The 26,036-nt window shown below is 73.1% G+C and carries 22 protein-coding genes and 1 riboswitch; of the genes, 10 read left to right on the forward strand and 12 right to left on the reverse strand.

Going from position 1 to position 26,036, the window contains the following annotated elements; translation table 11 throughout:
* Positions 1 to 154: 154 nt before the first annotated feature.
* The gene (locus CRV15_RS09580; RefSeq protein ID WP_009997366.1) at positions 155 to 1,135 is read left to right on the forward strand and encodes a L,D-transpeptidase family protein; all 981 of its coding nucleotides are present in this window, start codon (positions 155 to 157) and stop codon (positions 1,133 to 1,135) included.
* Positions 1,136 to 1,959: 824 nt separating this feature from the next.
* Here the strand turns inward: CRV15_RS09580 and CRV15_RS09585 are convergent.
* From CRV15_RS09585 to CRV15_RS09600, 4 genes are all read right to left on the reverse strand, one after another.
* Positions 1,960 to 3,498 carry a hypothetical protein gene (locus tag CRV15_RS09585; RefSeq protein ID WP_003961580.1) on the reverse strand — a complete coding sequence of 513 codons (1,539 nt, stop codon included), beginning with the start codon at positions 3,496 to 3,498 and terminating at the stop codon, positions 1,960 to 1,962.
* Positions 3,498 to 4,310, reverse strand: coding sequence for an RNA polymerase sigma factor (locus CRV15_RS09590; RefSeq protein WP_009997365.1), 813 nt, complete (start codon positions 4,308 to 4,310; stop codon positions 3,498 to 3,500). Before CRV15_RS09590 ends, CRV15_RS09585 begins: the two co-directional genes overlap by 1 nt.
* A 508-nt stretch (positions 4,311 to 4,818) precedes the next feature.
* The gene (locus tag CRV15_RS09595; RefSeq protein ID WP_009997364.1) at positions 4,819 to 5,418 is read right to left on the reverse strand and encodes a hypothetical protein; all 600 of its coding nucleotides are present in this window, start codon (positions 5,416 to 5,418) and stop codon (positions 4,819 to 4,821) included.
* A 373-nt stretch (positions 5,419 to 5,791) separates the two neighbouring features.
* Positions 5,792 to 7,465, reverse strand: a complete 1,674-nt coding sequence (locus CRV15_RS09600; RefSeq protein ID WP_003961577.1) for a beta-N-acetylhexosaminidase — start codon at positions 7,463 to 7,465, stop codon at positions 5,792 to 5,794.
* Positions 7,466 to 8,014: 549 nt separating this feature from the next.
* Between CRV15_RS09600 and sdhC the strand changes: the two genes are divergently transcribed.
* The 5 genes from sdhC (at position 8,015) to CRV15_RS09630 (ending at position 12,167) form a co-directional block, all read left to right on the forward strand.
* Positions 8,015 to 8,395: a succinate dehydrogenase, cytochrome b556 subunit gene (gene sdhC, locus CRV15_RS09610; protein WP_003958940.1), complete on the forward strand. Its 381-nt coding sequence runs from the start codon at positions 8,015 to 8,017 to the stop codon at positions 8,393 to 8,395.
* Between the two features lie 8 nt (positions 8,396 to 8,403).
* Complete coding sequence (locus CRV15_RS09615) at positions 8,404 to 8,880, forward strand: succinate dehydrogenase hydrophobic membrane anchor subunit (protein ID WP_003958941.1); 477 nt, start codon at positions 8,404 to 8,406, stop codon at positions 8,878 to 8,880.
* A gap of 25 nt (positions 8,881 to 8,905) precedes the next feature.
* Entirely contained in the window at positions 8,906 to 10,660 is a 1,755-nt protein-coding gene (gene sdhA, locus CRV15_RS09620; RefSeq protein ID WP_003958942.1) for a succinate dehydrogenase flavoprotein subunit, read from the forward strand.
* Positions 10,660 to 11,418: a succinate dehydrogenase iron-sulfur subunit gene (locus tag CRV15_RS09625; RefSeq protein WP_003958943.1), complete on the forward strand. Its 759-nt coding sequence runs from the start codon at positions 10,660 to 10,662 to the stop codon at positions 11,416 to 11,418. Before sdhA ends, CRV15_RS09625 begins: the two co-directional genes overlap by 1 nt.
* Positions 11,419 to 11,594: 176 nt before the next feature.
* Positions 11,595 to 12,167 carry a hypothetical protein gene (locus tag CRV15_RS09630; protein WP_003958944.1) on the forward strand — a complete coding sequence of 191 codons (573 nt, stop codon included), beginning with the start codon at positions 11,595 to 11,597 and terminating at the stop codon, positions 12,165 to 12,167.
* Positions 12,168 to 12,233: 66 nt separating this feature from the next.
* Here the strand turns inward: CRV15_RS09630 and CRV15_RS09635 are convergent, their stop codons facing one another.
* Positions 12,234 to 13,739, reverse strand: coding sequence for a metallophosphoesterase (locus CRV15_RS09635; protein ID WP_003961576.1), 1,506 nt, complete (start codon positions 13,737 to 13,739; stop codon positions 12,234 to 12,236).
* An 11-nt stretch (positions 13,740 to 13,750) separates the two neighbouring features.
* Positions 13,751 to 13,993, reverse strand: coding sequence for an SCO4848 family membrane protein (locus CRV15_RS09640; protein ID WP_009997358.1), 243 nt, complete (start codon positions 13,991 to 13,993; stop codon positions 13,751 to 13,753).
* A gap of 247 nt (positions 13,994 to 14,240) precedes the next feature.
* On the opposite strand from CRV15_RS09640, the gene CRV15_RS09645 reads away from it, so the two are divergent.
* On the forward strand, positions 14,241 to 15,500 hold the full coding sequence (locus CRV15_RS09645; RefSeq protein ID WP_231406013.1) for a D-alanyl-D-alanine carboxypeptidase family protein: 1,260 nt from the start codon (positions 14,241 to 14,243) through the stop codon (positions 15,498 to 15,500).
* Here CRV15_RS09645 and CRV15_RS09650 read toward each other — a convergent pair.
* From CRV15_RS09650 to CRV15_RS09660, 3 genes are all read right to left on the reverse strand, one after another.
* Positions 15,469 to 16,455, reverse strand: a complete 987-nt coding sequence (locus CRV15_RS09650) for a YihY/virulence factor BrkB family protein (RefSeq protein WP_003961573.1) — start codon at positions 16,453 to 16,455, stop codon at positions 15,469 to 15,471. The genes CRV15_RS09645 and CRV15_RS09650 overlap by 32 nt on opposite strands.
* Before the next feature lie 218 nt (positions 16,456 to 16,673).
* Positions 16,674 to 17,651: a decaprenyl-phosphate phosphoribosyltransferase gene (locus tag CRV15_RS09655; RefSeq protein WP_003961572.1), complete on the reverse strand. Its 978-nt coding sequence runs from the start codon at positions 17,649 to 17,651 to the stop codon at positions 16,674 to 16,676.
* Positions 17,648 to 18,412, reverse strand: coding sequence for a phosphatase PAP2 family protein (locus CRV15_RS09660; protein ID WP_009997356.1), 765 nt, complete (start codon positions 18,410 to 18,412; stop codon positions 17,648 to 17,650). The genes CRV15_RS09655 and CRV15_RS09660 overlap by 4 nt, the downstream gene beginning before the upstream one ends.
* Positions 18,413 to 18,697: 285 nt before the next feature.
* On the opposite strand from CRV15_RS09660, the gene dprE1 reads away from it, so the two are divergent.
* Positions 18,698 to 20,098 (forward strand): decaprenylphosphoryl-beta-D-ribose oxidase, encoded by a 1,401-nt coding sequence (gene dprE1 / locus CRV15_RS09665; RefSeq protein WP_003961570.1) that lies wholly within the window; start codon positions 18,698 to 18,700, stop codon positions 20,096 to 20,098.
* 80 nt (positions 20,099 to 20,178) lie between these two features.
* Positions 20,179 to 20,934 carry a decaprenylphospho-beta-D-erythro-pentofuranosid-2-ulose 2-reductase gene (dprE2, locus tag CRV15_RS09670; RefSeq protein ID WP_003961569.1) on the forward strand — a complete coding sequence of 252 codons (756 nt, stop codon included), beginning with the start codon at positions 20,179 to 20,181 and terminating at the stop codon, positions 20,932 to 20,934.
* Between the two features lie 81 nt (positions 20,935 to 21,015).
* On the opposite strand, the gene CRV15_RS09675 is transcribed toward dprE2, so the two are convergent.
* From CRV15_RS09675 to CRV15_RS09685, 3 genes are all read right to left on the reverse strand, one after another.
* Positions 21,016 to 21,660: a 2'-5' RNA ligase family protein gene (locus CRV15_RS09675; protein ID WP_003958601.1), complete on the reverse strand. Its 645-nt coding sequence runs from the start codon at positions 21,658 to 21,660 to the stop codon at positions 21,016 to 21,018.
* Positions 21,661 to 21,835: 175 nt separating this feature from the next.
* Positions 21,836 to 22,879, reverse strand: a complete 1,044-nt coding sequence (trpS, locus tag CRV15_RS09680; RefSeq protein WP_003961567.1) for a tryptophan--tRNA ligase — start codon at positions 22,877 to 22,879, stop codon at positions 21,836 to 21,838.
* A 181-nt stretch (positions 22,880 to 23,060) separates the two neighbouring features.
* Positions 23,061 to 24,353 carry a serine hydroxymethyltransferase gene (locus CRV15_RS09685; protein WP_003958603.1) on the reverse strand — a complete coding sequence of 431 codons (1,293 nt, stop codon included), beginning with the start codon at positions 24,351 to 24,353 and terminating at the stop codon, positions 23,061 to 23,063.
* Positions 24,354 to 24,389: 36 nt separating this feature from the next.
* Positions 24,390 to 24,482: riboswitch (ZMP/ZTP riboswitch) on the reverse strand.
* Between the two features lie 195 nt (positions 24,483 to 24,677).
* Here CRV15_RS09685 and rocD point away from each other — a divergent pair.
* Complete coding sequence (gene rocD, locus CRV15_RS09690) at positions 24,678 to 25,889, forward strand: ornithine--oxo-acid transaminase (protein ID WP_003958604.1); 1,212 nt, start codon at positions 24,678 to 24,680, stop codon at positions 25,887 to 25,889.
* The last annotated feature ends 147 nt before the right edge of the window (positions 25,890 to 26,036 follow it).

Genomic DNA, 26,036 nt, shown 5'->3' on the forward strand with positions numbered 1-26,036 from the left:
AATGCGCGGGAATGCGCGACCGGGCAGGGCGGGGCGGCCCCGTCGCGGGGCGGGGCGGTCGGCCCGCCCGGGGCAGCGGACGGAATCAGGGGGCGACGGTATGACACGGAGCACGCGCACGGTCCGGAACGCACGGAACGCACGGAGCGCGGGGATGTCCGGGGCCGGGGTGCGGCGGTCGGTGGCCGCGCTCGCGGTGCTGACGGCGGTCACCGGCTGCACGGCCGAGGCGGCCGACCGGCCGGCCTCCGCGCACGGCGACGGGGACACCGGGGGCGGCGCCCCGACGGCGGAGCGGGTGCCGGGGCCGCGGAAGTCGACGGACACCGCGCACTCCCCGGCCGTACGGCCCGAGCGGAGGGCGGCGGACGCACAGCGGACGCGGACAACGCCGAAGGAACAGCAGGCGCAGAAGGCACGGACGCAAAGGGCGCCGGAGCGCCCGGCGCGGAGCACGGACACGATTCCCGCCGCCGGGCAGGCCACCGTTGTGATGAGCCGGGGCGCGCAGGGCCCCCGGGTCCGTGAACTCCAGGCCCGGCTGGCGCAGATCGGCTGGTTCGGCTCCGCGCCGACCGGGTTCTACGGGCGGCTCACCGCCGACGCCGTCCGGGGCTTCCAGGGCAAGCGCGGTCTGTCCGTCACCGGTCTGACGGACACCACCACCTGGCGCAAGCTGCGCGGCATGACGACGGCGCCGACCGCCGAGGAGCTGTCCGGCACGAGGAAGGACCCGGTCAAGGCGGCACACAAGCCGCGCCCCCGGCTCGATCCCCGCTGTCTCAACGGCCGGGTGCTGTGCATCAGCAAGACCACGCGCTCCCTCTCCTGGGTGGTCGACGGAACGGTCCGCTCCACCATGGATGTGCGGTTCGGCGCGGAGTACACCCCCACCCGCGAGGGCGTCTTCAGCGTCTTCTGGAAGTCGCGGCACCATGTCTCGACGCTGTACGACACCCCGATGCCGTACGCGATGTTCTTCAGCGGCGGCCAAGCGGTGCACTATTCGGCCGATTTCGCCGCCCAGGGGTACAACGGGGCCTCGCACGGCTGTGTCAACGTCCGGAACAGGTCGGCGGTCGCCGCGCTGTTCGCTGAGGTCCGCACCGGCGACAAGGTCGTCGTCCACTGGTGAACGCGCGGCGCGCGGACAGCGGGACGGAAGAAGTGGCGCGGGCGGGACCGGGGGAACGAGTCCCGCCCGCGCCGATGCGCCAAGCCGTAGGTACGGGGGGAACCCCGGCTTCTGGCGCCGCCGATGACCAGTCGGCTCACCTACTACTGCGTCTGCCGCCCGAGAAACGTCACACCTGTCGGAACGAACCGGAAATGAGCTGGTCAACGGGGTGCTGAGGCGGGGGCGGCAGCGGGGGCACCAACCTCCGCGTCCTCACCCGCCGCTGTCCCCGACCCGCCCGGCACCCCCGGCGCTCACCGGGCCACCGCCGCTGCGCCGGGACGATCCGATGCCCCGGCACCTCCGCGCCGGTGCCGTGCCCGGCCCGTCCGGACGCCCTCAGCCGCCGCCGCGCCCGACCCGGGAGCGGCACCACCCGGCAGCGGTGCACCACCACTGCGCCCGGCCCGTCCGATGCCCCGGCACCCGCCACCGCGCCCAAGACCACCCTCCCCGGCACCCACCGCGTCAACGACGGTCCCCGGCCCGAACGATGCCCCAGCACCCGCCACCGGGCCCGGACCGACCGGACGGCCACCCACCGCCCCGGCCCGTATGGCACCACCGGCAGCGCCACACCACCACTGCGCCCGGCCCGTCCAATGCCCCGGCACCCGCCACCGCGCCCAAGACCACCCACGACCACCCTCCCCGGCGCTCGCCGCGTCAACGACGGTCCCGGGGGGGCCTGCCGGGGCCCCGGGCAGGCCGCAGGGACGCGGCGCCCGGCGGCATCCGCTCATGCGGCGCGGCACTCCTGTCCCCGGACCGACCGGACGCCCTCAGCCGCCGGTGCCGCTCCCGGCCCGTGCGACACCCCCGGCGCCCTCGGCGCTCGCCGCGTCGGCGACGGGCCCGGGGTCGGGCCGGGGGACCCGGGCAGGCCGCGGGGGCGCGGCGCCCGGCTGCTGCCGCTCGTGCGCCGCGTCGGCGGTGCCGCCGCCGCTCGCCGTGGTGGCGGCACCGGTCGGCTCCACCCGGTTCCCGTCGGCCGCCACGCCCGGTGCGCCACTGCCGGGGACGCGGTGCGACGGGTCCCGGTCCGCCGCGCCGTCCTGGCCGTCGACGCCATGGCCCCGGGCCTTGCCGGACTGCCCCTGCCCCTGCCCCTGCTGTCCGGGGTTGCCCGATGAGCCCTGGCCGGGGCGGCCTTTCTGCGGCCGGTCCGGGCGTGGCTGTTCGGGGCGGGACGACCCGCCCGCCGAACCGGACCCGCCGGGTCCGCGGTCCGGACGGCCCGCGCCCCAGCCCTGCCCCTGACCGTTCTGGCTCCCCTGATTCCCCCGGTTTCCCTGGCCGCCCTGATGGCTCTGGCCCTGGCCGTTCCCGCCCTGGTTCCCCGGCCGCCGGTCCCCGCCCTTGCCCGCGTTGCCGCGTTTGCCCTCGTCCTCCCGTTCACGCTCCCGTTCACGCTCGGGTTCCCGTTCACGCTCGGGTTCGGGTTCGCGGTCGCGCAGCACCGTGTCGCAGAAGTCGTCGACCCGATCGGGCCCGCCCGCGATCCGGCTCAGCCGCTCGGACCGCTTCCCCTTCAGGCTCCCGTCCCGGTGGTCCCGGCACGCCTCGCGCAGCCGGGGGTGCCGCTCCCCGCTGTGGTGCCCGTCGCCGTACCGGCCCTCGCCCAGGCCCCGGGCCTCCTCGGGTCCGCCCCCGTGCCGGGGCGCGCCCGTGCCGTCCTCCGGGGCACCGCCCGTGCCGCCGTCCGCCCCGGCCTCCGCTCCCGGCCCGTCGGACGCCTCGTCGTCGGCGAACGAGGGTCCCCGGGGGGAACGCTGACCGGGGTCGGCGGTTCCGGGCCCCTTCGGCACCTGGGTGCCGAGCGGTTCCGGTACCCCGGCCCCGCGGACCGTGGCACCCGCCTGGGTCTCCTTGAACGGCGAGGGCAGCAGCCCCGTGCCCGTCGCCACCGCGACCCCGCTGAAGGCGAAACCGGCGACCAGCGCGATCACACCGGAGCGCGCGGGCCGGGCCAGCCTCCGTCGGCGCGCCGGGCGCCCCGCCCGGTCCAGCCGGACGACACCGAGACTCGTCCCCGTCTCCCCGGCCGCGCGCGCGGCCGGCGCGGTGCCCCCCGCGCCCTCGGCGCGGGCCGCCCGGAAGGCGGTGAGCGCGGCCTCCTCGCCCGGCAGCTCCCCGCCGTCCCCCGCGGGAATGGCGTCCCGCGCCCGGCGGACCCCGGACAGCGCCTCGTTCAACCGGTGCGCCCCGGCGCGGCCGGTGCCGACCGGGCCGCCGGAACCACCGGGGCCGTCGAACGCCTCGCCGCGCAACAGCCGTTCGGCCGTGTCCTCATCCAGCCAGTCGTGCCCGTCGTCGGCCATCACATGTCCTTCTGCGTCCGCAGCCCTGTACGCGTCACACCGGCGGGTGCGCCGGCGCCGGGCCGTGACACGCGCTGCGGAGGCATGCCGTTCAGGTCCGCACCGCAGTCGTGGGGGGCGTCCGGTACCCGTGCGGAGCGTCGCCCGTCGCTCCCGCCGACGCCGTCCGCACCGTACGCTCTTCCGGCCGGATCCGCGTACTCGGGCCGGTCCCGCGCCCCGTGGCCCACCGGCGGCTCCCCGCCGCCCCGAGCCCCCGGGGGCTCCGCGTCCAGCAGCTCGGCCAGCTTCTTCAGCCCTCGGTGGGCGGCGGTCCGGACGGCCCCGGGCCGCTTCCCCAGGGTGCGGGCGGCGCTCTTGGCGTCGAGGCCGACCACGACCCGCAGCACCACGGCCTCGGCCTGGTCCTGCGGCAGCCGGGCGATGAGCGCCATGGTGCTGCCGGTGGCCAGGGCCTCCATCGCCTCGTCGGCAGTGTCCGACGGGGCGGGCCTCCCGGTCAGTTCGGTCTCGTCGCCGCCGACCGCCGGACGGCGGCCCCGCATCCGTATGTGATCGAGCGCCCGGTTCCGGGCTATCCGCGCGGTCCAGCCGCGGAACCGGTCCGCGTCCCCGCTGAAGCCGTCCAGGTCACGGGCGATCTGGAGCCATGCCTCGGAGGTCACGTCCTCCGCGTCCGGTTCGCCGACCAGCGTCCTCACATAGCCGAGCAGACGCGGATGCACCGCGCGGTACACAGTACGGAAGGCGCTCTCGTCCCCGTGCTGCGCCGCGAGCACCGCGGCCGTCAGCTCCGCGTCGTCCCCCAGCACTACCTCAACCTGTTCCGAATCGCAGCTGGTCACCACTGCCCGCGCCACCGGGACGCGAACCTGCACGCTACGGCGTTCCAACAGCCGCGTCCATGACTTGTACAACTTGCAACAATATGGCGGGCCGGTGGGTGTGACAGAAATCGCTTGCCCGGCGCTGAGTGGAGTACGGGGACGCACAGCGCACCCGTCGGACGACGGCCGGGGTCTCTCCTGTGGGGGGTGGCGGCCACGGCCGTCGTCCCTCATCCGATCCTCCGGCCGCCCTCCCGCCGGCACCCGCCCCGGGGCATGCGGCACCCACGGCACCGCACCAGCGGCACCGCGTCCACGGCGCCGTACGAACACCCCCGGCCACGCGCGCACCCTATGCACCGAACTCCCCCGTCCGCCCCCGGATGCGAGCGGATATCACCCGGGTGATGGAGTGGTACCCGTTTCCGGGCCGGGTCGATCCGGTTGCCGCCCGTTTCCGGGCCCGATCGTTCCGGTACGGCGGGTTCCGTCCTCAGCCGCGTACGCGGGCCTGCCGGGAGACCACCGCGCGCAGTACCCGCCGCCCCTCGGTGGAGACCCCCAGCACCTGGCGGAGCCCGGCGCCGCCCTCGCCCGCGGCCAGGATCTCCAACACCCGGACCTGGCGCCGCAACTCCCCCGCGACCAGCGGGCCCGCCCCGGCGGGCGCGCCCTCGCGGCAGCCCTTGAGGACCTCCACCACATCGGCGGCGGCGGGCTCCCCGCGCCCGGGGCCCGCGTCGAAGCGGTGGTGGAGTTCGAGCGCGGCCACCGAGCAGTCGTCGGCCCACTCCCGGAGCGGTTCGGTCTCCCAGACGGAGGGGGCCGCGTCCAGCATCTGGCGGACGAGCGAAGCGGCCGGGTCCAGGGCCGCCGGCTCCCGGACGGCGGCCACCGCCAGCGCCTCGGACGCCGAGGCCAGCGAGACGGGCCAGGCCGCCGCCCCCCGGGCCAGCCCGGCCCAGAGCGGGCGCAGCGCGTCCACGTCCGCGGCGGACAGCGGCAGACACCGTTCCAGACAGGCGAGCCCGCTGGCGGCGAGACTCCGCTCGTCCGCCTCCGCGATCAGTTCCCTCAGGCACTTCGACGTCACTGACGCCTCCCCTCGCGGCACGGTTTCGGGCCGCTTGGCGCAAAGTACCCCGTCCACACCCCCGCCGCCATGGGTTGTCCGGAGCTGAGCGGTTGTGTCCATCACCGGCGCACCCTACGGGGATATCCCCCAGGTCGGCATGGACCGGGGGCATATGAAACCTTCATCTGTTAGATTCGGCGCACCCGTAAGCCGGGGCGGACAGAACGGTGTTGGCGGGCGCGTGTACGCGCACCGCCGGGACGCCGCCTTCGCCCGGGGCGGCGGGCAGCGGCGGCGCGGGCCCGCACACCCCCGAGCGGGCCCGCGCCGCCATCCCGCGCCCCGGCCCGCCCGGCCCCCGCCCGGCACCGGCCGGGCCTCGTCCCGGCGCTCAGCCCAGCCGCTGGGCCAGCGTCCGGAACTCCTGCCAGCTCCGGGACGGTGTGCGCGGGTCCCAGAGCTTCTGCGCCGTCGCCCGCAGCGGCAGCGCGATGCCCCGGGCGATCTGCTCGGGGGTCTGCGCCCGGGAGAAGTCGCACCAGACGGCGAACCGTCCGCCCAGGATCTGCCGCGAGTACCGGGCCGGGACCGGCTCGGTGCCCCGCAGCACCAGCGGGGTCCACTGCTCGTAGATGCGCCGTCCGGTGGGGTAGTCGAAGTCGTTGGGCTCGCCGAGCACGTAATAGAGGTACTCGTCGTTGAGATTGACCACCGGACGCCCCTCGGCCAGATACTCCACCGGAGGGCGGGCGCCGATCTCCTTGCCCGTCCAGTACTCGACCTGGATGTCCTGGTCGACAGCGGTCTCGCCGCCCCGGAAGTAGCCGTCGTTCCACGCCTTGAGGGTGCGCCCCCCGGGGCGCAGCGCCTTCGCCCGCTCGTTGACCCACGCGGTGGCGAGGTCCTTGATCCGGCCGTCCGGCCCGTACTCCTCGCGCGCGCGGGCCGCGAGGGCCGGGAAGGACGCCTCCGGGTCCCGCCGGGTCAGCGCCTGGTACTCGTCCCCGCCGAGATGCCAGTACGCGCCGGGGAACAGCTCCGCGTACTCCCGCAGCAGTTCGTCCACCAGCTCCCCGGCCGCCGGGTTCCCGATGTCGACCGCGCCCGGCACCGCCCGGCCCGTCACGTCCTTGAGCTGGAGGCCGGGGTACTTCGCGAGGACCGCGCCGAGGTGGCCCGGCGAGTCGATCTCGGGGATCACGGTGATGTGGAGCGAGTCGGCGAGGGCGACGATCCGCCGGACCTCGGCCTTGGTCAGATGCTGCCGGGAGACGATCCCGGGGTGGGTGTCGGACTCGATCCGGAAGCCCTGGTCGTCGGAGAAGTGCAGTCCGAACTGGTTGATCTTGAGGTCGGCCGCCTCGCGCAGCCGGGCCTCGATCCAGGCCCCGTCGAAGAACTTCCGCGCGGTGTCGACCATCAGTCCGCGCTGCGGCCGGTCGGGGCCGTCGCGCACGACGCCCTCGGGCATCGCCCCGCCGGAGCGGACGGCCTGCTTGAGGGTGCGGGTGCCGTAGAAGACCCCGGCCTCGGCGGGGGCCACGACGCGGACCCGGTTGTCCGCGGTGGTGAGGGTGTAGGACTCGGGGCCGACCGCTCCGGCGGGGGCCGCGGGAGCGGGCCCGGTGGCGGCGTCCGGATCGAGGACGAGTTCCACATCGCCCCCGCGGGCGGCGGCGGTCCCCCGGTAGTCGAGCTTCAGCTCCCGGGCGAGCAGCCTCGCCTCGTCGGCCAGCTCCTCGGAGCCGGGGGCGAGCGCCACGCCCGCGCCGGGGGCGGGCCGCCAGCCGGGGCCCCGGGCCGCCGTATGGCTCCGCACGGCGGGGATGGTCGCGGGAGGCTTCGAGAGCGGATACACCCGAGAGGGTGAAGGGCTCGCCGGCCCCGGGGTTGCCGAACGTTCTGCCGATCCCACGGAGGCCCGGTCGACACCACCGGTCCCCGAGGACTCCCCCGACCCGTCCGCTGCGCCGTCGCCGCAGCCGCTCAGCGTCAGGGAGAGGACGGCCGTCAGGGCCACCGCCGTGCCCGCGGCCGACCGGATTCGCCCACCATGGCGTATCACTCCGCCACCTCCTGCCAGATTTCCGTACACATCCGCCGAAGTACCGAGCCAGGCCGTGGACGGCGCGCTGAGCGGAATCCCCGCCCGCCCGTCGCGGCCTGGGGAGATTGAACACCTCCGGAACGGGCGGCGCCATCGCCGCCGAAGCCTGTGGCCGCACCCCTCCGACCGTGCGGCGAGTCACCGCAGCAGTTCACCCCATTTGGCGGATTTACTCACCCTTACGCGCTACTCGTAACCATCTTCATAAATAAACCCTGCTTGATGCGTATTCGCACATATCTCGGATGATTCCCCAGATCCTGTCCCGTCTTGATCGTCGATGCCGGTGCGGAAGGGGTCTCCCCGGGGCCCTCGCACCACCCGGCACCAGCGCCGATAGCCCGTCCGTGGCTCTTTGATTGCCTGTTTGATCACACCTGAGGACCCGGCGCGAACGAACCGACAAGTCGTCGCTACGATGGCCGGGGCCGGTGGACCGTACCCGGCCGGGCCAGACCGACCACCGAAGCCGGCAGGCCCCAGTCCCCGCTCCCGGAGGGTTCTTCCGTGCCGGCTGGAACGCTGTACCGCGGCCGGGAAGGAATGTGGTCCTGGGTGGCTCATCGAGTCACCGGCGTCCTCATCTTCTTCTTCCTGTTCGTGCATGTGCTGGACACCGCTCTCGTCCGTGTCTCCCCCGAGGACTACGACAAGGTCGTAGCCGTCTACAAGACGCCGATCGTCGCGCTGCTGGAGTACGGCCTCGTCGCCGCCGTCCTCTTCCACGCGCTCAACGGTCTCCGCGTCATCGCCGTGGACTTCTGGTCCAAGGGCCCCCGATACCAGAAGCAGATGCTGTGGACCGTCATGGGCATCTGGATCGTGCTGATGGCGGGCGCTCTCTACCCCGTCCTCGGCCACGCCGCACGCGAAGTCTTCGGGAGCTGAGTCCGGACATGTCTGCTGACACCTCTTCCGCCATCGGCTCCGTCGAGAGTGCGCCCGTCTACGACGTCGACAACCCGGCTCCGGTCATCGAGGCCCCGCGCAAGCGCACGGGCAGGACCCCGCGCTCCACCCGCGGCAACTTCGAGATGGCCGCGTGGCTCTTCATGCGCCTGTCCGGCGTGGTCCTGGTCGTCCTGGTCATCGGCCACCTGATCATCCAGCTGGTGCTGGACGGCGGTGTGTCCAAGATCGGCTTCGCGTTTGTCGCGGGCCGCTGGGCCTCGCCGTTCTGGCAGGTCTGGGATCTGCTGATGCTGTGGCTCGCCATGCTGCACGGCGCCAATGGTCTGCGCACGGTCATCAACGACTACGCCGAGCGGCCGAACACGCGTCTGTGGCTCAAGGGCCTGCTGTACACCGCCACGGTGTTCACCATCCTTCTGGGCACGCTGGTGATCTTCACCTTCGACCCGAACATCCGCTAGGCACGGGGCTGAGGTAACTCCACTCATGAAGATCCACAAGTACGACACCGTCATCGTCGGCGCCGGTGGCGCAGGCATGCGCGCCGCCATCGAGGCGACGAAGCGCAGCCGCACCGCCGTGCTGACGAAGCTCTACCCCACCCGCTCCCACACGGGCGCCGCGCAGGGCGGCATGGCCGCCGCGCTCGCCAATGTGGAGGAGGACAACTGGGAGTGGCACACCTTCGACACGGTCAAGGGCGGTGACTACCTGGTCGACCAGGACGCCGCCGAGATCCTGGCGAAGGAGGCCATCGACGCCGTCCTCGACCTGGAGAAGATGGGCCTGCCGTTCAACCGGACCCCGAACGGCACCATCGACCAGCGCCGCTTCGGCGGGCACTCGCGCAACCACGGCGAGGCCCCGGTCCGCCGCTCCTGCTACGCCGCCGACCGCACCGGTCATATGATCCTCCAGACGCTGTATCAGAACTGCGTCAAGGAGGGCGTGGAGTTCTTCAACGAGTTCTACGTCCTGGACCAGCTCATCACCGAGGTCGACGGCGTCAAGCACTCGGCCGGTGTGGTCGCGTACGAGCTGGCCACCGGCGAGATCCATGTCTTCCAGGCGAAGGCCGTGATCTACGCCTCCGGCGGCACCGGCAAGTTCTTCAAGGTGACCTCCAACGCGCACACCCTCACCGGTGACGGCCAGGCGGCCTGCTACCGGCGCGGCCTGCCGCTGGAGGACATGGAGTTCTTCCAGTTCCACCCGACGGGCATCTGGCGCATGGGCATCCTGCTCACGGAGGGCGCCCGCGGTGAGGGCGGCATCCTGCGCAACAAGGACGGCGAGCGCTTCATGGAGAAGTACGCGCCCGTCATGAAGGACCTCGCCTCGCGCGACGTCGTCTCCCGCTCCATCTACACGGAGATCCGCGAGGGCCGCGGCTGCGGTCCCGAGGGCGACCACGTCTACCTGGACCTGACCCACCTGCCGCCGGAGCAGCTCGACGCCAAGCTCCCGGACATCACCGAGTTCGCGCGGACCTACCTCGGCATCGAGCCCTACACGGACCCGATTCCGATCCAGCCGACCGCGCACTACGCCATGGGCGGCATCCCGACCAATGTCGAGGGTGAGGTGCTGTCCGACAACACCACCGTCGTGCCGGGTCTGTACGCCGCCGGTGAGGTCGCCTGTGTCTCCGTGCACGGCGCCAACCGGCTGGGCACCAACTCGCTGCTGGACATCAATGTCTTCGGCCGCCGCGCGGGCATCGCCGCCGCGGAGTACTCCGCCACGGCCGAGTGGGTCGAGCTGCCGGAGGACCCCGCCTCGCTCGTCGTGAAGACGGTGGAGGACCTGCGGGAGTCCGAGGGCGGCGAGCGCGTGGCGGACATCCGCCGCGAGCTCCAGGAGACCATGGACGCCAATGTCATGGTCTTCCGCACCGAGCAGACGATCAAGACCGCGGTCGAGAAGATCGCGGAGCTGCGCGAGCGCTACCGGAACGTGGCGATCCAGGACAAGGGCAAGCGGTTCAACACGGACCTGCTGGAGGCCATCGAGCTGGGCAACCTGCTGGAGCTGGCCGAGGTCATGGCCGTCTCCGCGCTGGCCCGCAAGGAGTCCCGCGGCGGTCACTACCGCGAGGACTACCCGAACCGCGACGACGTCAACTTCATGCGCCACACCATGGCGTACCGCGAGGTCGGCGACGACGGCTCCGAGACCGTCCGTCTCGACTACAAGCCGGTCGTCCAGACCCGCTACCAGCCGATGGAGCGTAAGTACTGATGGCTACCCCTGTCATGGACAAGGTCGAGGCCGAGGCCGCGGCCTCCCCGTACATCACCGTCACCTTCCGGATCCGGCGCTTCAACCCGGAGATCTCCGAGCACGCGGTCTGGGAGGACTTCGAGCTGGAGATCGACCCGAAGGAGCGGGTCCTCGACGGCCTCCACAAGATCAAGTGGGACCAGGACGGCACGCTGACCTTCCGCCGCTCCTGCGCCCATGGCATCTGCGGCTCCGACGCGATGCGGATCAACGGCAAGAACAGGCTCGCCTGCAAGACGCTGATCAAGGATCTCAACCCGGAGAAGCCCATCACGGTCGAGGCCATCAAGGGCCTGACGGTCCTCAAGGACCTCGTCGTGGACATGGAGCCGTTCTTCCAGGCGTACCGCGATGTGATGCCGTTCCTCGTCACCGAGGGGAACGAGCCCACCCGCGAGCGGCTCCAGACCGCTGAGGACCGCGAGCGCTTCGACGACACCACGAAGTGCATCCTGTGCGCGGCCTGCACCACGTCCTGCCCGGTCTTCTGGAACGACGGCCAGTACTTCGGCCCGGCGGCCATCGTCAACGCCCACCGCTTCATCTTCGACTCGCGTGACGAGGCCGGTGAGCAGCGGCTGGAGATCCTGAACGACAAGGACGGCGTCTGGCGCTGCCGTACGACCTTCAACTGCACGGACGCCTGCCCGCGCGGTATCGAGGTCACGAAGGCCATCCAGGAGGTCAAGCGCGCGCTGATCACCCGCCGTTACTGACGGCGGGCGCGCACCGCGGCCATGAGGCACCGGGGCCCCGATTCCGTTCCGGGATCGGGGCCCCGCCCTGTGCGCCCGGGGCGCCTGAGCACAAGGACTCTTCACCGGGGCACGGCGGACCTGGCAGGATCGTGCCCGGTGGCCGGAGCACGGGCACGGGAAGCGGGGACACGGGGATGAACGAGCCGAATCCTTATCAGGCGGAGGGCGAGCCGGAGTACCAGTGGGGGCCGCCACAGCCCTACGGGTATCCGCAGCAGGGCCCGGGGTACGGAGATCCGCACGCCGGTCCTCCCGCGCACCCCGGGTACGCGCCGACGCAGCCCGGGTACACGCCGACGCAGCCCGCGGGGACGCCGGTGCCGGGGGCCGTCGCCGGGTACGGGCCCGCGCCGCTGGCGCCGATGAGCCCGGCGGTGACGATCGGGGACATCACCGTGGTGGGCGATCAGATCATCACCCCCGCGGGGACCATGCCGCTCAAGGGCGCGGTCTGGAACGCGGTGGATCTCTCCCGGACCAGTGAGAAGATCCCGACCTACGCCATCGTTCTCGCGGTGGTCTTCTCCCTCGCCTGTCTGGTGGGGCTCTTCTTCCTGCTGATGAAGGAGAAGGAGACCAGCGGCTATATCCAGGTCAGTGTGGCGAGCGGGGGCAAGCACCACACGACGATGATCCCGGCGCACGGTCCGGAGGTCTTCCAGCAGGTCATGGCGCAGGTCGGGTACGCCCGTACGCTCAGCGTCTGAACGTTCACCGGCGCCTTCGACCCGTTCGGCGACGCCTGCGACCGGCCCTGCCGTCGTCCGTCCGCCCTATGCCTGGCGGGAGGCGAGCTGGACGATGGTGATGTCCGACTCGGCGCCGACGCGGACGGGCGGGCCCCAGGCCCCGGCGCCCCGGCTGACGTAGAGCTGGGTGTCCCCGTAGCGCTCCAGGCCCGCCACGGTGGGGTTGGCCAGCTCGGCGAGGTAGTTCCCTGGCCAGAGCTGGCCGCCGTGGGTGTGGCCGGAGAGCTGGAGGTCGACGCCGTGCTCGACGGCGTCGTGGATCACGACGGGCTGATGGGCGAGGAGGACGGCGGCCCGGGAGCGGTCCCGGTCGCCGAGCGCCCGCGCGAAGTCCGGGCCCTGGCCGGTGGACTCGCCCTCGACGTCGTTCACCCCGGCGAGGTCGAAGCCGCCCGCTATCTCGACGCGCTCGTTCTCCAGCGGTTTGAGGCCCAGTTCACGGACGTGCTCCACCCACTGTTCGGCGCCGGAGAAGTACTCGTGGTTGCCGGTCACGAAGAAGGAGCCGTGGCGGGCGCGGAGCTGGGCGAGGGGTTCGGCCGCCGGGCCGAGGTCGGCGACGGTGCCGTCGACCATGTCGCCGACGACGGCGACGAGGTCGGGCTGGGCCGCGTTGATGGTGTCGACGATCCGCTGGGTGTGGGCGCGCCCCAGGATGGGGCCGATGTGGATGTCGCTGACGACGGCGATCCGCAGACCGTGCGCGGAGCGGGGGAGCTTGGCGAGCGGGACGGTGACACGCTTCAGCCGGGGGCCGCGCAGGACGCCGTGGGCGCCGTGTCCGACGGTGCCGAGGGCGGCGGCAGCGGCGCCCGCGGCGACCGTCCGGGAGACGAACAGGCGGCGGGACACGGCCCGGGCGGGCTCGGCGGCGGCCGGTCCGGGTGCCGGGGCGATCTCCGTGACGGGCTCGGACGCGGGCTCGGACTCAGGCGCGGGCTCGGGCTTCGCGGTGCCGGAGGAGGTGCCGGAAGCCGAGGCGGTGCCCGCGTCGGTGTCCTGGCGGGCGGCGGTCTCCCGCGGCTCCTCGGCGCCGGGGACGGGCACGGGCTCGGGCCGGGCTGCCACCGGCGCCGTGCCCGCGTCCGCGCCCGTGGCGCTGCTCGTGGTGGTGCTCGTGGTGGTACCGGTGATGGTGCTCGTGGTGGTGCTCGTCACCGGGGCCGCCGTCGCGGTGGTCTCCGGGCGCCCGGAACGCGCCGTTCTCTTCGCCGTCCGGTCCCACCTCAGCCAGATCGCCCGTACCGCCTCGCCCACCAACAGCGCCAGGACCAGGTAGAGCAGCACGGCCAGCCAGAGATAGCCCGGCCAGGCAAGTATGCGTTCCAGCCAGAACGGCACTCCCGCGCGTCTCGCGACCAGCGCGCCCACGGAGAGCACGGGCAGGATGACGAGCGCCACCGTGCCGACCCGGCGTGCCGTACCGGGGCCACGCGTGGTGTCCCGTACGACCCGCCGCCAGACATACCAGTGGACCCCCGCCAACAGGGCTACCACCGCGATCACTACCAGTACGACGACGGCCAGCACAGAAAGCTCCCCTATTCTTCACGCCGCAGAGCGCGAACCCCACGCAACCCGATGGCTCCCACGGCCGTCCCCAGGATCAGGGATGTGACAGCGAGCAGCAGGTGAACCCAGAAGTAGGCCGTCGGATCACCGGCGTCGTCGAACGCGAGTCCGCTGCCGTCCTCCCACAGGTTCTTGACGAAGGTGACCCAGATGAACCAGCTCCACACCCCGAAAGCGAGCAGGAACCAGGAGACGGGGCGGCTGAGCTTCATACGTCCAGTATCGCGATCGGCCGTGGCCGCCTTCCGTCCGGGTGGGGTCACCCGGACGGACCGTCCGGACGGGGACGCCCGCCGCACCCGCGCGGGTAGGGTCACCGGTGGTGCCCACGCCGGTGGGCTGACTCAGCGGTCCCCCCGGCGAGTCCCGAACCCGATAAACATATTTTCTTTCTTTCCCTGTACTTTCACCTGCGTGTCTGTCGTGAAGAGCACCCTGAAGAAGAGCACGAGGAACCGCGTGAGGACGACCGTGCGGACCACCGCGCGGAAGGCCGCGCTGGTGGTCGCCGCCGCCTCGCTCCTTCCCGCCCTGGGGGGCGCCCCCGCCTTCGCGGACACCCACGACGACAAGCCGCAGGGGAAGAACAGCGCCACAACGGCCCGGAAGCACCCCGACCCCCCGGCGGTCATGTCCACGGTCGGCGGGGCCCGGCTGGGCGTGGCGGGCACTCAGGTCAGCCTGGGCACCGGCGCCCCCGTCCTGCCCAAGGATCTGACCGCCCGCTCCTGGGTCGTGGCCGACGCCGAGAGCGGCGAGGTGCTGGCCGCGCACAACCCGCACTGGCGGCTCGCCCCGGCCTCCACCCTGAAGATGCTCTTCGCGGACACCCTGCTGCCCAAGCTGCCGAAGGCCACGACCCACAAGGTGTCCGCCGACGAACTGGCGGACGTGGGCCTGAACAGCAGTGTGGTCGGGGTGGAGGAGGACATGACGTACTCCATCCACGATCTGTGGCTGGGGGTCTTCCTGCGCTCGGGCAACGACGCCGTCCATGTGCTGTCCGCGCTGAACGGCGGCATCGACAAGACCGTCCAGGACATGCAGGCGCACGCCGAGGAGCTTCAGGCACTGGACACCCAGGTCGTCTCCCCCGACGGCTACGACGCCGCGGGGCAGGTCTCCTCCGCGTACGACCTCACCCTGATCGCCCGCAGCGGTCTCCAGAAGAAGGACTTCCGCGAGTACAGCGCGACGATGACGGCGGACTTCCCCGGCAAGGGGCAGATCGTGACCACCAACCGGCTGCTGACGGGGGACTTCGGCCTCGACCCGTACAAGGGGCTCGCGGGCGTCAAGAACGGGAGCACCACGCACGCGGGCGCGACCTTCACCGGTGTCGCCGAGCGCGGTGGGCGGGTCCTGCTGGTGACGGTGATGAACCCGGAGTCCGAGGAGAACAACGCCGTCTACAAGGAGACCGAGCGGCTGCTCGACTGGGGCTTCGCGGCGGCGGGCAAGGTCACCCCGGTGGGCGAGCTGGTGCCGCCGAAGTCGGCCGCCCTCGACGACACGATGGCGGCGGGCCCGTCCAACGGGCCGAGCGGGACCGCGTCCGCGACGCCCGGCCCCGCCGCCGCTGCCGCCGCCTCGGCGACCCGCGCCCAGGAGCCCTCCGGGGGCGTGGGTACCGCCCTCGCGGTCGCGGGCGGGGTACTGATCGCGCTCGCGGCCGGGGTGTTCGTGGTCAACCGCCGCTGGCCCTCCCGCCGGAGCTGAGCCCGTCCGGGCCCGGGGCGGCACCCCCGTCGCCGACAACGGAGCCGGAGTCGGGAACGGGGCCGGGGACGGGGCCGGAGTCGGAGTCGGGAGCGGGGTCGGGAACGGGGTCGCTGCCGTTGCCGGGTGTCGCCGTCCACGCGGCGCAGTACAGCAGCAGCTTCGCCGTGAAGTTGATCCACAGCAGCAGGGCGACCGGCACCCCGAAGGCCCCGTAGAGGCTCTTGGCCGCGACCTGCTGCATATAGCCGCTGAGCAGCAGTTTCAGCAGCTCGAACCCGATCGCGCCGAGCAGTGCGGCCACCAGCAGCGGACGGCGGCCCGGCCGCACCCCGGGCAGCAGGGTGAGCAGATAGAGCAGCATCAGGAAGTCGGCGACGACGGCGATGGCGATGGCCGCGACCGCGAGGAGGACGCCCCCGGCCCCGCCGCGTTCGACGCCCAGCCGCTCCGCGCCCCAGCCGACGGCCGAGGTGCCGAGCGCGGACGCGGCGAGCGAGACCAGCGCGGTGGCGCCGAGGCCGAGGAGTACGCCCGTGTCCTTGGCCTTGCGGAGCAGGAAGTTCCCCCGGTCCTCGTCGTCGAGGCCCCACACGGCCCGCAGGCAGTCCCGCATCGAGCCGATCCAGCCGATCCCGGTGACGAGCAGGAAGGCGCCCGCGACCAGGCCGACGGTACCCGCGTTGGCCACCAGTGAGCCGAAGTCGAGCTGGTCGGAGATCCCGGGCACCTGCTCGCTGATCCGCGCCTCCAACCGGCCGGCGCGGTCCGCGCCGATGAGGGCGGCGGCCACCGCGGCCGCCACGGTGAGCAGCGGGAAGAGGGCGAGAAAGCTCAGGAAGGTGATGGCGGCGGCCAGTCGCGCCCAGTGCGCGCGCTCCAGCGTCAGATAGCTGCGCCAGGCGTGGGTCCGCGTCAGCCGGGCCAGTCCCGGCACCTTCTCCATCCAGTCCATGCGGTACGCCTACCCAGCCGTGGCCGTGGTTCACCGACCGCCGGAAGCGGAGGTTCCGCACAGCGCCGCGACCGCCCGGGACACACCGGACGCGAGCATCCCGGACGCGACCGCCCCGGACGCGGGCGCCACAAACCCGAGCACCACATACCCAAGCACCGCAGACCCGGGCGTCACAGACCCGGGCATCGCGGACCCGGGCACCGCGGACCCGGGCGTCACAGACCCGCGACGGCGCACGCGTACATCGCCGCCCACACCAGCCCGATCACGGCGAGCGCCCGGTCCCGCAGCACCACCTCCTCGGGTTCGCCCGCCGTCCCCCGGTCGGCGAAGACGGCGTAGCGGAGCACGGCGAGGATGAACGCGATCATGGAGAGCTGCCGCCAGGGCAGCAGCGAGGCCCCGCCCCCGGAGCCCGGTCCGCCGTCGGACTCCAGGGCCCAGAGGCAGTAGCCGAGGACGGCGACCCCGGCGGCGAGCTGCCAGACGAACCGCAGATAGCCGGTGGTGTACTCGGTGAGCAGGGCCCGGGTCGCGCCCTTGTCGCCCGCGAGCTGCACGGCCTCGGAGTACCGTTTCGCCGCCACCATGAAGAGCGCGCCGAACCCGGTGGTGATGAGGAACCAGCGGGAGAGCGGGATACCGAGCGCGACCCCGCCGGTCGTCGCCCGCATCAGAAACCCGGTGGTGACCACGGCCATGTCGACGACCAGGACATGTTTGAGCCAGAGGCAGTACGCGAACTGCATCGAGAGGTACGCGGTGAGCAGGGCGCCGGTCAGGGCGTTGCACAGGGCCGCCGCGCCCGCGACGGCGAGGACGGCGAGCAGCGCGCCGACGGTGTAGGCGAGCGGGGCGGGCACCTCTCCCGCGGCGACCGGGCGGCGGCGCTTCACCGGGTGGGCGCGGTCCGCCTCGGCGTCACGGGCGTCGTTGACGAGGTAGACGGCGCAGGCGGCGGCGGTGAAGAGGACGAAGACGAGGGCCAGGTGGGTGGTGTTGTGGAGGGAGTCCAGTTCGCCGGCGGCTGCGGGGGCCGCCGCGACCAGGAGGTTCTTGACCCATTGGCGGGGGCGGGCGGTGCGGAGCAGTCCGGTGGCCAGGGTCCTCGCCCGGGGCCGCGCGAAGGGCCCGGAGCGCCGCCGTCCGGGGCGGTCGGGGAGATCGAGGAGAACGGTGCCGCGCTCGCTCACGCCGGGCCCCTTCCGGCCCCGGCCCCGACCCCGCTCCGCCGGCCGGGCGGGCGGCGGGTCCCCCAGTGGGCGGCGAGGGCTCCGAGCGCGGCCCCGGCGGCGATGTCGGTCGGGTAGTGGACGCCGACGACCAGCCGGGACAGGCACATCGCGGCGGCGAGCGAGGTCAGGGCGGCGGCGCCGAGGGGCGCGGGCAGCAGGGCGCCGAAGGCCACGGCGGCGGCGGACGCGGAGGTGGCGTGCGCGCTGGGGAAGGAGTACGGGCCGAAGACCTCTGCGGCAGGCCAGGTCCCGCCGGCCCCGGCCCCCGGCCCGGCCCGCTGCCCACTCCGCGCCAGGGCCGCCTCCTGCCCGCTTCCCGTTCCGCTGCTCTGCCAGAACTCCTGCCCGCCCCCCGTCCCACTCCGCTGCCCGGCCTCCTGCCCGCTTCCCGTCCCGGCTCCCGCCCCGGTGCGGGCCCGCTGCCCACTCCGCGCCGGGGCGGGTTCAACCCCGCTCGGTCTCTCCCGTCTGACCAGGTACTTCACCCCCACGCTCGCCACATGGGCCAGCCCCACCACGGCCGTGGCCCGCAGCCAGGCCGGGCGCCGGGCGCGGTCCGCCGCCGCGCCCGCGAGACCGGCGGCGAGCCAGAGGCCACCGTGCTCGCCCGCCCGGGACAGCCCCCGGGCCGCCGCCGTGACCCCCGGCAGACCGGCCCCGCCGCGTACCGTCAGCGCCAGGAGTTCCCGGTCGGCCGCCGCCCACTCCTCGTACCGCATCAACCGCCCCTTCGTCCGCGTCGATCCGCCGCCGTCCGCGTCGGTCCTTCGTCGGTCCTTCGTCGGTCCGTCGTCGGTCCGTCGCCGTCGGCTGTGTCCCTCTTCGCTCTTCCGCTCCGGCCCCCGGCCGGTCCTCGTCGACGCCGGAAGAGCCCGGCCCGACTCTTCTGGGCCCGCAGCCGACATTTCACGCCATTCTTTGAAGACACTCGTTTAATCACCCATTTCGGCGAGTCCGCTGGGCACTCCAAAAATGTGGGCATAAGCGGCGATACGGTCACATCTATGTCTGTTGCCGACCCCCGTCCCGGCCCCGTCGATCTCCCCCCGGCGGACCCCGGCGACCCCTTCGTCACCGTCTCCGGCTGGGGCCGTACCGCCCCCACCACGGCCTCGGTGGTCCGTCCCCGCTCCCCCGAGGAGGCCGCCGACGCCGTACGCGCCTGGGGCGCGCGCGGCGGCATCGCCCGGGGGCTCGGCCGGGCCTACGGCGACGCCGCGCAGAACGCGGGCGGAACGGTCCTCGACATGACCGGGCTGCACCGCGTCCGCTCCCTCGACACCGCCGCCGGAACGGTCGACTGCGACGCCGGGGTGAGCCTCCACCGCCTCATGGAGGTGCTGCTCCCGCTCGGCTGGTTCGTCCCCGTGACCCCCGGCACCCGGCACATCACCGTCGGCGGCGCCCTCGCGGCCGATATCCACGGCAAGAACCACCATGTCAGCGGCGCCTTCTCACGCCATGTCCGCAGCCTCGACCTGCTCACCGCCGACGGCGGGGTCCACACCCTCGTCCCCGGCACCGGGCTGTTCGACGCGACCACCGGCGGCATGGGGCTCACCGGGGTGATCCTCTCGGCGGTGATCCGGCTGCACCGGGTGGAGACCTCGTTCATGACGGTCGACACCGAACGCGCCCCCGACCTGGACGAGCTGATGAGCAGGCTCGTCGCCACCGACCACCGCTACCGCTACTCGGTCGCCTGGATCGATCTGCTCGCCCGGGGCCGCTCACTGGGGCGCGCGGTCCTCAGCCGGGGGGAGCACGCGCCCCTGGACGCGCTGGACGCGCGCGCCCGCCGCCGCCCGCTGGCGTTCCGGCCGGGGCGGCTGCCCGCGCCGCCGCCGTTCGTCCCCCGGGGGCTGCTGACCCCCGCCGCGGTGGGGCTCTTCAACGCGCTCTGGTACCGGGCCGCGCCCCGCTCCCGCACCGGCAGGCTCCAGCCCCTGACCTCGTTCTTCCATCCGCTGGACGCCGTGCCGCACTGGAACCGCCTCTACGGGCGCGACGGCTTCGTCCAGTACCAGTTCGTGGTCGCCCACGGCCGGGAGGAGACCCTGCGCCGGATCGTGGAGCGGATCGCGGAGCACCGCTGCCCCTCGTTCCTCGCCGTCCTCAAACGGTTCGGCGAGGGCGACCCGGGGTGGCTCTCCTTCCCGCTGCCCGGCTGGACACTGGCGCTGGACATCCCCGCCGGACTGCCCGGCCTGGGGGCGTTCCTGGACGAACTGGACGAGGAGGTCGCGGCGGCGGGCGGGCGCGTCTATCTGGCGAAGGACTCCCGGCTGCGGCCGGAACTCCTCGCCGCGATGTACCCCCGGCTGGACGACTTCCGGGCGCTGCGGGCGGCGCTGGACCCCCACCGTGTCTTCACCTCGGACCTCTCCCGCCGCCTCGCCCTCTGACGCCCCGCCTTGTGAGGCCCCCCTCCGAGGACCCCTCCGACGACCTCTCCGATCCGCAGCGCGCTCAAGGAGCAGCAGCCATGAAGGACGCCTTCGGCACCCCGCAGTCCCTGCTCGTTCTCGGCGGTACCTCCGAGATCGGCCTGGCCGTCGCCCGGCGGCTGATCGCCCGCCGCACCCGTACGGTCTGGCTCGCCGGACGGCCCTCGCCCGATCTGGACGGCGCGGCGGCGGGGCTGCGCGCGCTGGGCGCGGACGTCCGGACGGTCGACTTCGACGCGCTCGACCCGGAGCGCCACGAGGAGGTGCTGGGGAAGGTCTTCACGGAGGGCGACCTCGACATGGTGCTGCTCGCCTTCGGTGTCCTGGGCGACCAGGCCAACGACGAGGGCGACCCGCCCGCCGCCGTCCGGGTCGCGCAGACCAACTACACCGGCGCCGTCTCGGCCGGGCTCGTCTGCGCGGGCGCGCTCCAGAACCAGGGCCACGGCTCCCTGGTGGTGCTCTCCTCGGTGGCGGGCGAACGGGCCCGCCGCACCAACTTCATCTACGGCTCCAGCAAGGCGGGGCTGGACGCCTTCGCCCAGGGGCTGGGGGACGCGCTGTACGGGACCGGGGTCCATGTGATGGTGGTACGTCCCGGTTTTGTGCGGACCCGGATGACGGCGGGGCTGCCCGAGGCGCCGCTCGCCACCACCCCGGAGGAGGTGGCCCTCGCGGTGGAACGGGGGCTGCGCCGCCGCTCGGAGGTGGTGTGGGTGCCGGGGGCGCTGCGGGTGGTGATGGCGGCGCTGCGCCATGTGCCGCGCGCGCTCTTCCGCAGGCTGGACATCTGACCCGGGCCAGGAACGGACCGGGCCCCGGGCTCAGAAGGCCAAGGGCTCAGGAAGTCGAAGGGCCCCAGAAAGTCGCGGGGCTCAGGAGGTCGAGGGCGTGACGGCCGTCTCCACCGGGGCGGCCGGAGCGCCCGGAGCGATCACCCCGATGGCGCCGACCGCGTCGTCCAGGGGCGAGCCCTGCGCCGGTACGGAGCCGACGCCCCCGCCGAACGCGTACTCCCGCAGCTTGCGCCAGACGCCGTCCGCGCCCTGCTCGTACAGCGCGAACGAGGCGCACGTCCACCCGGCCTCGAAGCCGGACAGCTCCGTGTACGCCCGGTCCATGGCCTCGTCGGCGATGGCGTGCGCGACGGTGACATGCGGGTGGTACGAGAACGGAAGCTCCCGCGCCAGCGGCCCTGAGGCGCCCCGGATCCGCTTCTGGAGCCGGGAGCAGGCGGCCCCGCCCTCCACCACGTTGACGAAGACGACCGGTGAGACGGGCCGGAAGGTGCCGGTGCCCGCCAGTCGCATGGGGAACGCCCGCGTGCGCGCCGCCACCCCGGTCAGATGCGCCTCGACGGCGGGCAGCAGCGCGGGGTCGGCCTCGGTCGGCGGCAGCAGGGTGACATGGGTGGGAATCCCGTGGGCGGCGGGATCTCCGAAGCCCGCGCGCCGCTCCTGGAGCAGGCAGCCATAGGGCTCCGGGACCGCGATCGAAACGCCGAGCGTTACGGTCCCCACGTCGTTCTCCTTCAGTCGTCCGATGGGCGTGGACGGGCCCATGGAGGGGTGGTCACCATCGGGTGGTGGTCGTACAGCCGCCAGTGTGGCGGCTGTACGGCACATGTGGCCAGAGGCGTTGGACACAGGGGGGAGGTCCCGACCGGTCCTCCCCCGCTCCCCGGCCCGGCGGGGCTCAGCCCTTCGCGGGCAGGAAGCCGATCCGGTCGTACGCGGCCGCCAGCGTCTTCGCGGCCACGGCACGGGCCTTGTGCGCGCCCTGGGCGAGGATCGCGTCCAGGGCGGCGGGGTCGTCCAGGAACTCCTGCGTCCGGGTGCGGAACGGGGTGACGAACTCCACCATCACCTCGGCCAGGTCGGTCTTGAGCGCCCCGTACATCTTGCCCTCGTACTCCTTCTCCAGCTCGGCGACGGTCCGGCCGGTGAGGGTGGAGTAGATGGTGAGCAGATTGCTGACGCCGGGCTTCTCGACCGGGTCGAAGCGGATCACCGTGTCGGTGTCGGTGACGGCGCTCTTGACCTTCTTCGCGGTCGCCTTCGGCTCGTCGAGCAGGTTGATCAGGCCCTTGGGCGTGGACGCCGACTTGCTCATCTTGACCGCCGGGTCCTGGAGGTCGTAGATCTTCGCGACCTCCTTGACGATGTGCGGCGCGGGCACGCTGAAGGTGTCGCCGAAGCGGGTGTTGAAACGCTCGGCGAGATCACGGGTCAGCTCGATGTGCTGGCGCTGGTCCTCGCCCACCGGGACCGCGTCGGCCTGGTAGAGGAGGATGTCCGCGACCTGGAGCACCGGGTAGGTGAAGAGCCCGACGGTGGCCCGGTCGGCACCCTGCTTGGCCGACTTGTCCTTGAACTGCGTCATCCGGGACGCCTCGCCGAAGCCGGTGAGGCAGTTCATGACCCATCCGAGCTGCGCGTGCTCGGGGACGTGGCTCTGGATGAAGAGGGTGCAGCGGTCGGGGTCCAGACCGGCGGCGAGGAGCTGGGCCGCCGCGAGCCGGGTGTTGGCGCGCAGCTCCGCGGGGTCCTGCGGGACCGTGATCGCGTGCAGGTCGACGACCATGTAGAACGCGTCGTGGGTCTCCTGGAGTGCCACGTACTGGCGGATCGCTCCGAGGTAGTTCCCCAGGTGGAACGAGCCGGCGGTGGGCTGGATACCGGAGAGAGCCCGGGGGCGTGCACCGGTGGCGAGCGGGTGATCTTGGGCCATGTCCTTCATTGTCTCAGGTGGGGAACGGCTCCCGGTTCGCTGCCCCGGGCCGCCCCCCGCCCCGGTGCGGGGACGGGGGCGCGGCGGCCGGGGCGGCGGGCCCTGCGGACCGGAACGGCCGGATGGACCGGATGGACCGGATGGACCGGATGGATCTGACCGGTCAGATCGACCGGACCGGCCGGGCCGGTCAGATCGCGAGGCCGGGGGCCGGGTGGGCGGCCATCACCTCGGCGACCTCGGCGCGGATGACGGCGAGGGCGTCCTCGTCGCCCGTCCGGGCCGCCGTCACACCCCGGTCGATCCAGTCGGCGACGGTGGCCATCTGCCCGGTGCCCAGTCCGCGCGAGGTGAGCGACGGGGTGCCGATCCGGATGCCGGACGGGTCGAAGGGCTTGCGGGTGTCGTAGGGGACGGTGTTGTAGTTGACGACGACGCCCGCCCGGTCCAGGGCCTTGGCGGCGGTCTTGCCGGGGACGTCCCTGGAGGTGAGGTCGATCAGGACGAGGTGGTTGTCCGTACCGCCGGAGACCAGGTCGAAGCCCCGGGCGAGCAGGGCATCGGCGAGGGCGCGGGCGTTGGCGACGACGGCGTGCGCGTAGTCGCGGAAGGCGGGCTGGGCGGCCTCGTGGAGGGCGACCGCGATGGCGGCGGTGGTCTGGTTGTGCGGACCTCCCTGGAGCCCGGGGAAGACCGCCTTGTCGATGGCCTTGGCGTGCTCCTCGCGGCACATCAGCATCGCCCCGCGCGGGCCGCGCAGCGTCTTGTGCGTGGTCGTGGAGATCACGTCGGCGTACGGCACCGGTGAGGGGTGGGCGCCGCCCGCGATCAGTCCGGCGATATGGGCGATGTCGGCGACGAGGACCGCGCCGGACTCGCGGGCGATCTCCGCGAAGGCGGCGAAGTCGATCGTGCGGGGCAGCGCCGTGCCACCACAGAAGAGGATCGTGGGCCGTTCCTTGAGGGCCAGCTCACGGACCTGGTCGAGGTCGATCAGCCCGGTGTCCCGGTGGACGCCGTACTGCACGCCCCGGAACCAGGTGCCGGTGGCCGAGACGCCCCAGCCGTGGGTCAGATGCCCGCCCATGGGCAGGGCCATGCCCATCACGGTGTCGCCGGGCTCGGCGAAGGCGAGGTAGACCGCGAGGTTGGCCGGGGAGCCGGAGTAGGGCTGGACATTGGCGTGGTCGACGCCGAAGACGGCGCGGGCGCGCTCGGCGGCGAGCCGTTCGACCTGGTCGATGTTCTGCTGGCCCTCGTAGTAGCGGCGGCCGGGGTAGCCCTCGCTGTACTTGTTCTGGAGGACGGTGCCGGACGCCTCCAGGACGGCGCGGGAGACGTAGTTCTCGCTGGGGATCAGCCGCAGGGTCTCGGCCTGGAGCTGTTCCTCGGCCCGGATCAGCGCGGCCAGCTCCGGGTCGGCGGCGGTGAGCGCGGGGTGTTCGGGGCGGAAGGGCTGCTGCTCCGCGGAGGGGGAGGTCATGGCGTTTCTCCGGGTTCCTGATGACGACAGGGCTGCCCGGGGCGCCCAGGCGGTCGGCGCCTCGTTCTCGTTCCCGCGCGCACGGCTCCCCCGCGGTCCATTCCGCGTACGCCAGTCGCCCTGCGTACTCCCACCTTAGGGCTTGTCGCAGCTCGCCGTGCCGCGAGGTTTCCGCGCCGGGCGGGCGAGCGACGATAGAACCACAGGGTCGGCACCCCGTCCCTGCGGCAGCACCACGGGGCGGTGACCCCGCCCCGCGCCGGACACCCTGTCTCGACGAGATGAGGAGAGCCCGTGTCTGCACCGGAGCCCGTAGCAGAGTCCGTGTCGTCCGCGACGGCGAGCGGCATCGCCGCGGCCGAGTCCCACAGCGCGCACAACTACCATCCGCTGCCCGTCGTCGTCGCGTCGGCGGAGGGCGCCTGGATGACGGATGTCGAGGGGCGCCGCTTCCTCGACATGCTCGCCGGTTACTCGGCGCTGAACTTCGGGCACGGCAACCGCAGGCTGCTGGACGCGGCCAGAGCCCAGCTCGAACGGGTGACGCTCACCTCGCGCGCCTTCCACCACGACCGGTTCGCCGACTTCTGCACCCGGCTGGCGGAGCTGTGCGGGATGGAGATGGTGCTGCCGATGAACACCGGCGCGGAGGCGGTGGAGACGGCCGTCAAGACCGCGCGCAAGTGGGGCTACCGGGTCAAGGGCGTCCCGGAGAACATGGCGAAGATCGTCGTCGCGGCCAACAACTTCCACGGCCGGACCACCACGGTCATCAGCTTCTCCACCGACCCGGAGGCCCGCGCGGACTACGGCCCGTACACCCCCGGCTTCGAGATCGTCCCGTACGGGGACCTGACGGCGATGGACGCGGCGGTCACGGCGGAGAACACCGTGGCGGTGCTGCTGGAGCCGATCCAGGGGGAGGCGGGGGTGCTCGTTCCGCCGCCCGGGTATCTGGCCGGGGTCCGGCGGCTGACCGAGGAACGGAACGTGCTGTTCATCGCGGACGAGATCCAGTCGGGTCTGGGCCGCACCGGGCGGACCTTCGCCTGTGAGCACGAGGACGTGATCCCGGACGTGTATGTCCTCGGCAAGGCGCTCGGCGGCGGGGTGGTGCCGGTGTCCGCCGTGGTCTCCTCCCGGGCGGTGCTCGGGGTCTTCCGCCCCGGCGAACACGGCTCGACCTTCGGGGGCAACCCGTTGGCCTGCGCGGTCGCCCTGGAGGTGATCGCGATGCTGGGCACCGGCGAGTACCAGCGGCGCGCGGCCGAGCTGGGCGGGCGGCTGCACGCGGAGCTGGGGCGGCTCGCCCGGGACGGCGCCGTCACGGCGGTCCGGGGGCGGGGGCTGTGGGCCGGGGTCGACATCGCCCCCGGGCTCGGCACCGGGCGGGAGGTCTCGGAGCGGCTGATGGAGCGGGGTGTCCTGGTGAAGGACACCCACGGCGCCACCATCCGGCTGGCTCCGCCGCTGGTGATCAGCGAGAAGGATCTCGACTGGGGGCTGGCGCAGCTCCGGGCGGTGCTGACGGGCTGACGGGCCGAGCGGCCCCCGGCGGACCCGGTCGGACCGTGGGCCGGTCAGGCCGTGGGCCGCTCAGCGAGTCCGGTCGGCCTGCGGACCGGCCGGGGGGCGAGCCGCCGACCGCACGGGGGACGAGCCACGGCCCCCGACCGGAGGACG

Origin of the sequence: Streptomyces clavuligerus (genome assembly GCF_005519465.1) — a bacterium.
Lineage (GTDB): Bacteria > Actinomycetota > Actinomycetes > Streptomycetales > Streptomycetaceae > Streptomyces > Streptomyces clavuligerus.

Bases quoted from the DNA above. Each gene is read 5' to 3' on its own strand.
- CRV15_RS09580 (WP_009997366.1), top strand. From the start codon at position 155: ATGTCCGGGGCCGGGGTGCGGCGGTCGGTGGCCGCGCTCGCGGTGCTG.
- CRV15_RS09585 (WP_003961580.1), bottom strand. From the start codon at position 3,498: ATGGCCGACGACGGGCACGACTGGCTGGATGAGGACACGGCCGAACGG.
- CRV15_RS09615 (WP_003958941.1), top strand. From the start codon at position 8,404: ATGTCTGCTGACACCTCTTCCGCCATCGGCTCCGTCGAGAGTGCGCCC.
- sdhA (WP_003958942.1), top strand. From the start codon at position 8,906: ATGAAGATCCACAAGTACGACACCGTCATCGTCGGCGCCGGTGGCGCA.
- CRV15_RS09625 (WP_003958943.1), top strand. From the start codon at position 10,660: ATGGCTACCCCTGTCATGGACAAGGTCGAGGCCGAGGCCGCGGCCTCC.
- CRV15_RS09630 (WP_003958944.1), top strand. From the start codon at position 11,595: ATGAACGAGCCGAATCCTTATCAGGCGGAGGGCGAGCCGGAGTACCAG.
- CRV15_RS09640 (WP_009997358.1), bottom strand. From the start codon at position 13,993: ATGAAGCTCAGCCGCCCCGTCTCCTGGTTCCTGCTCGCTTTCGGGGTG.
- CRV15_RS09650 (WP_003961573.1), bottom strand. From the start codon at position 16,455: ATGGACTGGATGGAGAAGGTGCCGGGACTGGCCCGGCTGACGCGGACC.
- CRV15_RS09660 (WP_009997356.1), bottom strand. From the start codon at position 18,412: ATGCGGTACGAGGAGTGGGCGGCGGCCGACCGGGAACTCCTGGCGCTG.
- dprE1 (WP_003961570.1), top strand. From the start codon at position 18,698: ATGTCTGTTGCCGACCCCCGTCCCGGCCCCGTCGATCTCCCCCCGGCG.
- dprE2 (WP_003961569.1), top strand. From the start codon at position 20,179: ATGAAGGACGCCTTCGGCACCCCGCAGTCCCTGCTCGTTCTCGGCGGT.
- trpS (WP_003961567.1), bottom strand. From the start codon at position 22,879: ATGAAGGACATGGCCCAAGATCACCCGCTCGCCACCGGTGCACGCCCC.
- CRV15_RS09685 (WP_003958603.1), bottom strand. From the start codon at position 24,353: ATGACCTCCCCCTCCGCGGAGCAGCAGCCCTTCCGCCCCGAACACCCC.